The sequence below is a fragment of the Curtobacterium sp. MCBA15_008 genome (genome assembly GCF_001865065.1).
Taxonomy (GTDB): domain Bacteria; phylum Actinomycetota; class Actinomycetes; order Actinomycetales; family Microbacteriaceae; genus Curtobacterium.
Window position 1 is genome coordinate 165,933 of sequence record NZ_MJGN01000045.1, and the last position, 10,926, is coordinate 176,858.

Genomic DNA, 10,926 nt, shown 5'->3' on the forward strand with positions numbered 1-10,926 from the left:
ATGATGACAATCCTCGCCGGCTGGCCGGCCGGAGAGATCGACGACCGCGTGCTCAAGAACCGCGGGGCGAAGCTCTTAGAGGACCACCCGGACTGGGCGCAGCGCCGATGGAGCGACTTCGCCTGACCTGGATCTCGTACAGGTCCACGAGCGGATCGCCGCGAGATCGGACGATGCGGGACGAGCAGCCCTCGTTCCTGAGCAGGAGCGGCTGCACGCCGTCCACGCCGGTCTGCTCGTCGAGGTTGAACGTCTGAAGACATGGGCGCCCAACTGAAGGGAGTCATCGAAGCCGGTGCGGCCTGCTTCCTCATCGGTCCGCGCTCCGTCGTTGACAACGCCCACCGGGTCGCCGAAGGGATGATGTTCGGCAGTGAGGCGATGGCACGCCGGAGCGAAACGATGGAGACGGCCACGCGACGGGCGCTCAACGTTCAAGTGTGAGCCTGAAGCCCTTGACGCTCAGCACGGGCACAAGTCGCCCGACGAGCACAAAAACCGGCGTTCATTTCCCCCAAAAAGCGCCTCTGAGACGTAGGGGCTTGGGCTTGACGCAGCCCAACGCGCGGCATGCAGAACCCAACCCCGATGGATCGGGATGCTCGCAGGCGCTCGAACGAGGCCCTGAACAGGACTTTCCTGAACGGGGGGAATCATGCGACCTCGCGGGGGGAACCCAGGTTCAAGCACCCAGGAGTCACCAACAGCTGCAAGGCATGCAGAGGAAACGCAAAGAGCCCGCCACAGAAAGCCCCCGTTCACGCGGGGGTTTTCTTCGTTCACGGCACCATCCCGACGCAGGTCCCCCGCACCTTGCAGCCAGCCTGCGCAGTTCCGCTGATGCGGTCGCCGCCGCGTGCCTGCGACGATCGCGATCGTGCCGTCCTTCCTCCTGTGCTCGCCGCCCGTGCACGGCCACGTCGCACCGGTGATCGAGCTCGGCCGAGGGCTGGTGGAACGCGGCGACGCAGTGACCGTCCTGACCGGCCGTCGGTACGAGGACGCCGTGCTCCGGTCGGGTCTCGCCTTCGCGCCGCTGCCGGCCGAGGTCGACTTCGACGACAGCGACCTGGACGCCTGGCTTCCCGGTCGTGGCGAGGCGAAGGGGCTCGCGGCGGTGCGCCAGGACATGATCGGCATGTTCGCCCGCGTGCTCCCGGGGCAGTGGCGGGCCGTCGAGGCGCTGTTGGCGTCGCAGCGGTTCGACGGGATCATCGGCGACGCGACCTTCACCGGGCTGGCCCCGTACGCGTCGCGTCCGGCTGCCGAGCGGTTGCCGGTCGTCGGGGTGTCACCGGTTCCGGTCGTCCTGACCAGTGTCGACACCGGGCCGTTCGGACTGGCGCTCTCTCCTGCCCGGTCGGTCATCGGCCGCCTCCGGAACCGTGCGCTGAACGCTATCGTCCTCCGCGGGCCCTTGGGGCCCATCGGGGTCGCTGTGGACGAAGCGCTCGCCGAGGTCGGCGAGCCACCCGCGACGATGCCGTTCTCCGACTACCCGTACCGCTCCTACGATCGCCTGTTCCAGCTCAGCATCGCGGGGCTCGAGTACCCGCGCCGTGAGCTCCCGGACACCGTCCGCTTCGTCGGTCCGCTGCGCCGCCGGAAGGGGGTCCGCGCCGACGGCTTGCCGGCGTGGTGGGGTGACCTCGATTCCGGTCGGCCGGTGGTGCACGTCTCGCAGGGGACGATGGACAACCACGACCTGGGGCGGCTGGTCGTCCCGACGCTCCGTGCGCTCGCGGACGAGGACGTCCTGGTCGTCGCCGCCACCGGTGGTCGTCCGGTCGACGAGGTCGTGCGTGCCGTGGGCGGTCGGCTGCCGTCGAACGCCCGTGTCGAGGAGTACCTGCCCTACGACGAGCTCCTTCCCCGGTGCGATGCGTTCGTCACCAACGGTGGGTTCGGCGGCGTCCAGCGCGCGCTCGCGGCAGGAGTCCCGCTCGTGGTGGCCGGCAGTACCGAGGACAAGCCGGAGATCGCCGCGCGGGTGCAGTGGGCGGGGTGCGGCATCGACCTCCGTACCGGGACCCCGACGCCCGGGCGGGTCCGGGCTGCCGTGCGGCGGGTCCTGGGTGAGGAGAGCCTGCGTCGTCGCACTGCGGTCCTCCGTGACCGGATGGACGCACTGCCGGACCCGGTCGACATCGTCCGGGACGCCCTGATCGAACTCGCCGCCGCCGGATCCGCCGGTGACGCGAACGGGCCCTCGAGGCTCCCCAACGAAAGGCCTTCCGTGTCACTTCGCACCCTTCCCATCGCCGACGTGCAGCAGATCGAGCAGGCGGAGGCCGACTACTTCCTGCGGTTCCTCGCCGGAGCGTCGGCACCGGACCGGGAGGCCCTCGGGATCCGGACCGCGAGGTACGGTGGCGCGACGGCCGCGGCGATGGCCGGCGACCCGACGGGCTACTGGAGCAAGAGCATCGGCCTCGGCTTCGACGTCCCGCTCGACCGTGCGGTGCTGACCGACGTGCTCGCGTTCTTCCGTGCGTCGGGGCGGCAGTCGGCGCTGGTCGCGGTTGCACCACAGGTGCTGCCGGACGACTGGGACGCCGTCTGCGCGGAACTGGGTCTGACGGCGAGCCCGTCGTGGGCCAAGTTCGCGTGCCCGGTCGACGAGTTCGTGCCGGGGGAGACCGACCTCGACGTCCGGGAGCTGACGGCGCACGACACGGCGGCCTGGGCGCGGATCATCCGGGAGGCCTTCGGGATGACGGACCCTGATCTCACGCCGATGCTCCGCGGGGTGTTCGACGACCCCGAGGCGCGGGTGTTCGGCGCCTGGGACGGCGATGAGCTCGTCGGGGCCGGCGCCGTGCACGTCGTCGGCGAGGTCGCCTCGATCAACACCGGCGGGACGCTGCCGTCACACCGGAACCGCGGCGTGCAGGCCGCGATCCTCACCGCGCGCCACGCGGCTGCGGTCGAAGCCGGCTGCCGGCTCCTGGCGGCCGAGACCGGTCTGTCCACGAGCAACCCGTCGTACCGGAACCTCGTGCGCTCGGGCTTCACCCACCACTACGACCGGACGAACTGGCTCTGGAACGCCTGACCGGCCGGTCGCCGCGGGCCCCCGCCGGCGGGGACGGCCGTCACGAGCCGGCGCTGCGGACCGCTTCGGAGAGCGCACCGGCGACGGCGTCCCACGGGCCGACCGACCGCGCGACGACCGCGACGTCTCGGTGGAGCGGCGGGTCGAGCGGTGCTCGTGGGTGGTCGCCGGCGACCGCGGAAACCGGCACGACGGCGACGCCGAGCCCCGCCCCGGCGAGTGCGGCGGCGGCGCGGGGCGACCCGACCGTCGTCACCGGTGACACGGCCCGGCCGGCGAGGGTCTCGGTGAGCCACTGCCCGTAGCCGCTGGCGGGGTCGATCCCGATGAAGGGACCGGCAGCGACGACGTCGAGCGAGACCGACGGCGCCTGCGTGCCGGCCGCGACGATCTCCTCGTGTCCGGCGGAGCGCACCACCAGGTCGGGCGCGACGACGGGACCCGGCACGACGGCGAGGTCCTGGTCACCCCGGCGGACGGCCTCGACCATCGAGGTGGCACTCGCGCCCTCGGTCAGACGGGGCAGCAGGCGCCCGGAGGAGTGGAACGAGCGCAGCACCGGCACGATGAACGGCTCGGTGAAGGACTGCGCGATGATGATCCGCAGCGCGACCGTCCCCCGTGCGGCGTCCTCGGCCCGCTGGGCGGCGTCGACCGCGACCCGAGCCGCCGGCGCGAAGGCCCGGCCCGCCGCCGTCAGGGTGGCTCCGTGGCGACCGCGATCGAGGACCGACACCCGGAGCTCGCGTTCCAGGGACGCGATCTGGTGCGACACGGCCGGTTGCGTCAGGTGCAGCGTGCGGGCGGCCCGCGAGATCGAGCCGGCGTCGACCACGGCGAGGAACACCTCGAACGCACGCAGGTTTGCCATCAACACATCTTATGGCTGACCCAGAGAACATCGAAGAGACTTCGGGAACCGATGGCGGCGGCCGGTCGTTCTCCTGTGGTGCACGGCGACCGCCGCGCACCAGGCACCAGGGGAGGAACCCACCATGACGAACCACGACCAGAAGCGCATCCTGCTCGTCGGCGGCGGCTCGGGCATCGGTCACGCGATCGCCGCGGCCCTGCTCGAGCGCGGCGACCAGCCGATCATCGGGGCACGTGACCCGGAGCGTGCGACGGCGGCGCTGCCTGCGACGCTCCGCGACGTACCGGTCGTGCGCGCCGACGTCACCGACGAGGAGACGATCGCCGCACTCACCGCATCGGGGCCGTTCGACGCGGTCGTCTCGCTGGCCGCGGGCTCGGCGAACGGGCCGGTCGGGTCGCTCGACCAGGCAGCGGTCCGCAACGCGTTCGACGCGAAGGTGGTCGGACCGATGCTGCTCGCGAAGCACCTCGCGCCCTCGGTGCGTCCCGGCGGCGTGTTCGTGCTCTTCTCCGGCGTCGCCGCCTGGAAGCCCGCGCCCGGACTCAGCGTCATGGCGACCGTGAACGGCGCGGTGTCGTTCATGGCGGAGGCGCTCGCCGTGGAGCTCGCCCCGGTGCGCGCGGTCGCGGTGTCGCCCGGCATCATCGACTCCGGCCTCTGGGACTTCATGGGCGAGGACGGCAAGCGCGACTTCTTCGCCTCGACCGCCGCGACGAACCCGGCACGACGCGTGGGGACACCGGACGACGTCGTTTCCGCGGTGCTCCTGGCGGTCGACAACACCTTCGTCACCGGGACCACGCTGCACGTCGACGGCGGCGGCCACCTGGCCTGAGCGACGTCGCGGCGCGGACCGTTCCGATCAGGCTCGGTCCGCGTCGACGACCAGCCAGCGGAGCAACTCGGTCGTCGACCGTCGGTCCGGCGCAGTGCCACCGAGAGCGGCAGCCGCCCGCTCCGCGACCGCGTCCGGCAGGAGGTCCAGGAACCGCTCGACGGCCATCGGACCGGACGGGTCGGTGCGCGCGTGCAGGGTGCCGGTGCCGATGCCCGTGGCCTCCGCGAGGAAGGTCACGGGGAAGCCCGCCTCGCGGGCAGCACCGATCAGGCGGCGGGTGTCGCGGAAGCGCCGGAGCCGGTCGTCGCCCGACGCACGCCGTTCGACCGTGAGCGCGGCGAGCAGGAGCCGGGCGACCGCGCGGCGCGCGGCCTCGGACGTGGTCAGCAGCGGTGCGGTCGGGGACGGCTCGGTGGAGAGGGGCACCCGCCCACCCTGGTCGAGCGCTCCGTCGCGTGCATCCGTGACTCCACCGGTCTCCGCGACCGGCCACGATCGGACGGGAGGCGCGGGACGGCGCCGTCACGCGCCTCCAGGCCGTCCGCTGGTCGCGCAGGGCGGTGGGTCCGGCCGTCGACGTCGTCGCCCGTCGTGTGCGGGGGCGGACGCACGACGCCCCGCCCGTCCGTGCGGACGAGCGGGGCGTCGTGCTGTCGGTCAGTGCTGTCGGTCAGTGCTGCCGGTCAGCGCAGCTGCAGGGAGTACGCCGAGTAGCCGTACGGCGTGGCACGGTGCACGCCGTGCAGCCGGACGTACCGCCAGTCGCCGGAGAGCGTCACGTCGTCCGCGCCACCGTCACCGTCGGTGACCGATGCGATCGTGGTCCAGTCGTCGGTGCTGCTGTTCCGACCCTCGATCCGGTAGGCCGACCCGTAGGCGCCCTCCCAGTCGATGTGCGCCGAGCGCAGCGTCCGCGCCGTCCCGAGGTCGAGCTGGAGCCACTGGTCGTCGGAGTGGCCGCTCGCCCAGCGGGACGTCGCGTCGCCGTCGACCGCGTTGCGCGGTCCGACCGACGACGACTCGCTGCTCGAGGCCGTCACCACCGCGTTCCGGGCGAGGTCCGGCGACGGTGCACCCTTGGTCGAGAACACCTTGACCGCGTAGAGCGAGTAGCCGTAGGCGGTCGCCCGCTTCCCGCCGAGCATCCGGACGAAGCGACCCTGGACGCCCTGCAGGTCGTGCGTGTCCACACCGCCCGTACCGCCCGTCACGTCCGCCACGGTCCGCCAGTCGTCGGAGGCGCTGTCGCGGACCTGGAGCTGGTACGTCTTCGCGTACGCACCCTCCCAGTCGAGCTCGACCCGGTCGATCGGCAGGACCTCGCCGAGGTCGACCGTGATCCACTCGCCGTCGCGCGCGGCACTCGCCCAGCGCGTGGACGGGTCGTCGTCGACGGCCTGGGTCCCGGACAGGTCGCCGCGCTCCGCCGACGACGTGCTGACGGCCTTGCCGACGGCGACGTCACGCGAGGTGCCCGACGGAGCGGTCGGGGCCGGGGCCTCGTTCCGCACGGCGGTGACCGTCGCGGTCCCGTGGAGCGGGCCGACCGTGGCCGTCACGGTGGCCGTCGCACCGGCGTCGGCCGGGGCCGTCACCGTGCCCGAGTCGTCCACCGACCCGCCGCCGACGACGGACCACGAGGCGTCCGACCCGACCGGACCACCGAAGCCGTTGCCGTCGAAGGCGTACGCACCGAGCTCCGCCGTCGCGCCGGGCAGCACCGCGCTGCTGCGCGGCGACACGAGGAGTTGCGTCGGGGTGATCGCCGCCTCGGCGGGGGTGCCGGAGATCGCGAGGTCCAGGATGGAGTAGCCGTAGCTGGTCAGACGCGTGATGCCGTGCATCCGGACGTAGCGCCCGGTGCCGGCGACGTCGAGGTCGTCCGGCTTGGCGTCCTTCTTGCTGACGGTCGTGATCGTCGTCCAGGGACCGGACGCGGCGTCGGCCACCTGCAGGGAGTACTGCTTGGCGGCAGCCGTCTCCCAGTCGATGTGGACGTGCGCGACGTCGGTCTCCTTGCCGAGGTCGATCGTCAGGTCGGCGTCGTCGGTCCCCTGGGTGCTCTCCCACCGCGTCGACGGGTTGCCGTCGAGCACGTTCGCCGGCTTGTTGCCGACGGTGTTCGACGTCGCGGTGGCGGTGGCACCGGCACTCGCGACCGGGATCGACGCGACCGACGAGGCGACGGCGCTGCCCTCGACCGATCCGGCGGTGGCGACGACGTACCCGGCACCGGGGCCGCTCGTGGTGAGCGTGCCGTCCGCGGCGATCGTCCCCGGGCCGGTGTACGACCAGGTGGTGCCGGACGGCAGGGCGAACGGGTCGCCGTACTGGTCGGCGCCGACGGCGGCGAAGCGCTGGGCGGAGCCCACCACGACCCGGTGGAAGCCGGGCGTGACGTCGATGCTCGTCAGCACGGGTGCGGGAGCGACCCGGAACGCGTAGCCGTCGCTCGTCGAACCGACCGTCGCGGTGACCGTGGCGTGGTCGACCGCGGCGCCGGTGGTCAGCACGCCGGACGACGAGACGGTCCCGGTGCTCGACGTCCACTGGACGTGGTCGAGCGGGATCGTCGCGCCGTACTGGTCGTAGCCCGTCGCGGTGAAGGTGGTGGCGGAACCCGGGGTGAGGGTCTTCGGGCTGCCGTCCGTCCCGACGACGACCTTCGCCAGGTGCGCGTCGAGGTGCGACGTGATCTGGGTGTGGGCCGGGACCGCGACGGAGCCGATGACCTTCGTGCCGTCGTACACGTCGTACGACTGCTGCGTGTCCCCGACGTTGTCGAGCACGTACGACCAGTTGCCGTCGGCGTCACGGAACGCCTGGCTGAGCGGGTCGCTGGTGTGCCGCGTGGTCGACTCGGTGCCGAGCGTCAGGTTCGACATGCCCTGCCAGTAGTTCATGCCGGCCATCGACTTGCCCGTGACCGCGCCGTCCTTCGCCTTCCACAGCGCCGCGTGGATGTCGGCGTAGGTCGCCGGGTCGTACTGCAGCAGGAAGCCGAGCACGACCTCGCCGAGGGCGTCGCCCATGTCGCTGATGACCCCGGCGGCGCGGGCCGTGTCGACCCCCGGCGTGTAGTGCGTCGGGTCGAACGAGTACAGCCGGTCGACCGTGTCCGTGTCGGCGGTGTAGTGCGTCGACAGGTAGGGCATGAGCGGCGACGCGTGCGTCCACTGGCTCGGCTTCTCGTCGGCCTCCGCCGCCGAGATCTCGGTCGGGACCAGTGATGCCGGCAGCGTCGTGGGCGTCCAGTGCTCCTTCGGGAAGGTCACCTTGCCCGTGGAGTCGACCGAGACGAGGAGCGTGTCCGTCGACGGGTCGTACAGCGGGTTCTCGGCGGTCTTCGCGGTCGCGTAGCCGGGGTGGTTCTTCTCGGCGGAGCGGATCGCGTCCTCCAGCTCGCCGATCGCGGCGTTCTGGTCCTTCGTGATCGCGACGGAGCCGTAGGTGCCGATGCCGTACCACTTCTTGGTCAGCATCTGGATGTGGTCCTGGTTCGCGGACTTCACGTCCGCCTCCCCCTGCTCCTTCGGGCGTTCCTCGAGGATCGTCTTCAGGATCGAGGCCGAGAACTGCTTGTCCCAGCCGAAGTAGTCGAACCACGGTGCGGTCGGCATCCACTGGATGCCGCCCTTCCACGCGGCGTCACCGTCGAAGTACGTCGACCAGGCCTGGCCCCAGTCCTGCAGCATGCCGGCCTGCGGGTGCTGGTACTGGCTCGGGAACGCGCCGTTGCCGTCGTACGTCGACGAGTCCGGGTTGCCGTGGACGTTCTGGTAGTAGTCACGGACGGCGAGGCGCTCGTTGACGTACTCCATCGCACCGGTGGCCTGCATGTCCTCGTTGCCCAGGACGGTGCCGAGCAGGAAGAGTCCGGCCTCGGACTGGATCGCCTCGGACGAGGACTCCTGGTTCTGGCCCTGCGGCGACGAGACGCCGGCGGCGTTCGAGTGGCCCGCCCAGACGCCGAAGGTGCGCAGGTGCGGGAACGCGTCGTCGTCGCGGTCCCAGTTCGCGTACTCCTTCGTGACGAGCGTGGCCATCCCCTCGTACCGCTTCACCCACGCCGGGTCGACGGCGCCGAGCAGCGCGGTCGCGACGGCGAAGTAGCCGTAGTGGAAGTGCTGGTCGTTGAGCTGGCCGGAGCCGTAGGAGTCGGCGAACCCGACGAGCGCACCCCAGGTGGGGTACCGCGCGAAGAAGTCCTGCTTCTCGCCGGTGGTGTACGTGTACCAGTCGGTGAGGGACGTCTCGAGGGTCGCCTGCATCCTGGCGGCGTCGTCGGTGTCACCGATCTGCTTCGCCACGGTCATGTACTCGGCGAGCTGCTCGAGGCACTTGCCCTGCCAGTAGGTGTCGCCCGTGCAGGCCGGCATCGTGGAGTAGTCGGACAGGTACTTCTGCAGCACCGGGCCGGACGCGGCGCCCTTCGGCGTCCCGGCGATCGGCGTCATGCCCTCGAAGGGGTAGTCGATCGTCCAGTCGTCCCCACCCACGGCGGTCTTCATCGTGCCGCGCGGGGTCGCGTACTCCGCCCCGGTGAGGGAGAAGTTCGTGGTGCCGTCCTCGTACTGGTGCTGGAGCCAGCCCTGCACCACGCTGTGGTCGGAGCCCTGCAGCAGGTCGGTCGTGACCTTCCACCGCTCGTGCACGATGCCCTTCGCGGAGTCGTAGGAGTAGTCCATCCGGGTGTCGCGCGGGATCGCGCCGGCGTGCTGCTGCAGCTGCGCCAGGGTCAGGCCGCTCTTCGGGACCGCGCTGACCGCCAGCCAGGTGCCGGTCGTCGCGTCGATCGTGTTCCCGGTCAGGGTGAAGGTCGTGCCGTCCGCGGCGTGGACGCCGAAGACGTGTCCGCTCTGCCGGACCTCGAAGCTGTTGCCCGCGAACGGGAAGGCGATCGGCTGCCCGTCACCGTCGGTGAACGTCGCGCCGGACTCCGTCGTGATCCGCGGGGTCTCGTCGTGGTACTCGAACCACTGGTACGGCTCGCCCTGCACGCTCGTGACGTCCATGTACTGGCCGCCGTCACCCTTCTGGGGCATCCGCCAGCTCACGTTCCAGTCGCCCCACCGCAGCGCGTCGTTCTCCGTCGCGGAGAACGCGGTGCTGCCGTGGTCGGCGATGTCGGCGCGGCTGTCGGTGAGGGTCACCTGGTCCACCATGAGGTGCCCGTATCCGCCCTTCGTCTGGTCGACGAAGCGGATCTGGGCCTGCTGCCCCCGGTAGGCGCTGACGTCCCAGCTCGTCCACGCCAGCTGCTCCGACTGCTTGCCGGTCGCGGTCGCGACGACCTTGCCGCCCACGAGGAGCTCGGCCTCGTCGACGCCCGGGTCCGGGTAGCTCCCGCCGCCGAGCAGGAACGCGATGCCGGAGCGGTCGATGGTGAACGGCGCCGTCGTCAGCGTGCCGGTCGCCGCGTCGCCGTTCTTGGCGCCCCAGGACGTCAGGTAGCCGGAGTCCTTCCAGCCGACGACCTTCGACTGGCCGGCGCCGGTCCCGCCCAGCGTGGTGAACGCGGTGCCGGTGGCGGTCCAGCCCGAGGGGATGCCGTGCTCGAAGTCGGCGAGGACCCGGTCCGTGGAGGGCGGCGGCGTCACCGCGCCCGAGACGGTGATCGCGTGGTTCTGCACCATCTGCGACCCGTCGGCGTTCCACGAGTCCGGGTACGTCACCTTCGTGCCGGCGGCGCTGTTCGACGAGACGAACGGGTTCGACCAGAGGTCACCCGAGAACCCGTTGCCGTTGTGCACGATGCTCGTCCACCACTGGTTCGAGGGCACCGGCTTGCCGGCGACGGACGGGTCCACGTGCACCTTCTGGCCGAGGAAGGCCTGCACGTCCCCGATGTCGGAGATGGAGTCCGGCGGCGTCGGCGCGTAGGAGCCGGCGCCGACGTGGACGCCGTCGACGGCGGGGGCGGACCCGGACGGTGCCGGGCTCGCGGCAGCGGGCGGCGGGGACGAGGGATCCTCCGAGGTGGTCCCGCTCGCGGCCGTGGTCGAGGGGGTCGCGGCGGAGGCCGCGGTGGACGAGGAGACGAGCACTGCACCGGGCAGTGCCGCGAGCGCGACGAGGGCGACGGTCGCGGTCAGCGACCGCGCACGCGTGTGTCGGACGAACCAGTTGTCTGTGGGCACGGGGCGACGGTAGCCA

The 10,926-nt window shown here is 71.7% G+C and carries 7 protein-coding genes; 4 read left to right on the plus strand and 3 right to left on the minus strand.

The genetic code is table 11. The features are described 5' to 3' along the window. The first annotated feature begins 3 nt into the window (after positions 1-3). From BIU96_RS20435 to BIU96_RS20120, 3 genes are all read left to right on the plus strand, one after another. Positions 4-126, plus strand: coding sequence for a hypothetical protein (locus BIU96_RS20435; RefSeq protein ID WP_302847732.1), 123 nt, complete (start codon positions 4-6; stop codon positions 124-126). Between the two features lie 135 nt (positions 127-261). Then, positions 262-444 carry a hypothetical protein gene (locus BIU96_RS15335; RefSeq protein ID WP_071293476.1) on the plus strand — a complete coding sequence of 61 codons (183 nt, stop codon included), beginning with the start codon at positions 262-264 and terminating at the stop codon, positions 442-444. Between the two features lie 433 nt (positions 445-877). Next, complete coding sequence (locus tag BIU96_RS20120; RefSeq protein WP_217642282.1) at positions 878-3,055, plus strand: GNAT family N-acetyltransferase; 2,178 nt, start codon at positions 878-880, stop codon at positions 3,053-3,055. A 40-nt stretch (positions 3,056-3,095) separates the two neighbouring features. Here BIU96_RS20120 and BIU96_RS15345 read toward each other — a convergent pair whose 3' ends face one another. Further along, entirely contained in the window at positions 3,096-3,926 is an 831-nt protein-coding gene (locus BIU96_RS15345; RefSeq protein ID WP_071293478.1) for a LysR family transcriptional regulator, read from the minus strand. Between the two features lie 124 nt (positions 3,927-4,050). On the opposite strand from BIU96_RS15345, the gene BIU96_RS15350 reads away from it, so the two are divergent. Beyond that, the gene (locus tag BIU96_RS15350) at positions 4,051-4,767 is read left to right on the plus strand and encodes an SDR family oxidoreductase (protein WP_071293479.1); all 717 of its coding nucleotides are present in this window, start codon (positions 4,051-4,053) and stop codon (positions 4,765-4,767) included. Positions 4,768-4,794: 27 nt separating this feature from the next. Here the strand turns inward: BIU96_RS15350 and BIU96_RS15355 are convergent, their stop codons facing one another. Both BIU96_RS15355 and BIU96_RS15360 read right to left on the minus strand, forming a co-directional pair. Beyond that, positions 4,795-5,196: a hypothetical protein gene (locus tag BIU96_RS15355; protein WP_071293480.1), complete on the minus strand. Its 402-nt coding sequence runs from the start codon at positions 5,194-5,196 to the stop codon at positions 4,795-4,797. Positions 5,197-5,453: 257 nt separating this feature from the next. Then, positions 5,454-10,910: a discoidin domain-containing protein gene (locus BIU96_RS15360; protein WP_071293481.1), complete on the minus strand. Its 5,457-nt coding sequence runs from the start codon at positions 10,908-10,910 to the stop codon at positions 5,454-5,456. Positions 10,911-10,926: the final 16 nt, after the last annotated feature.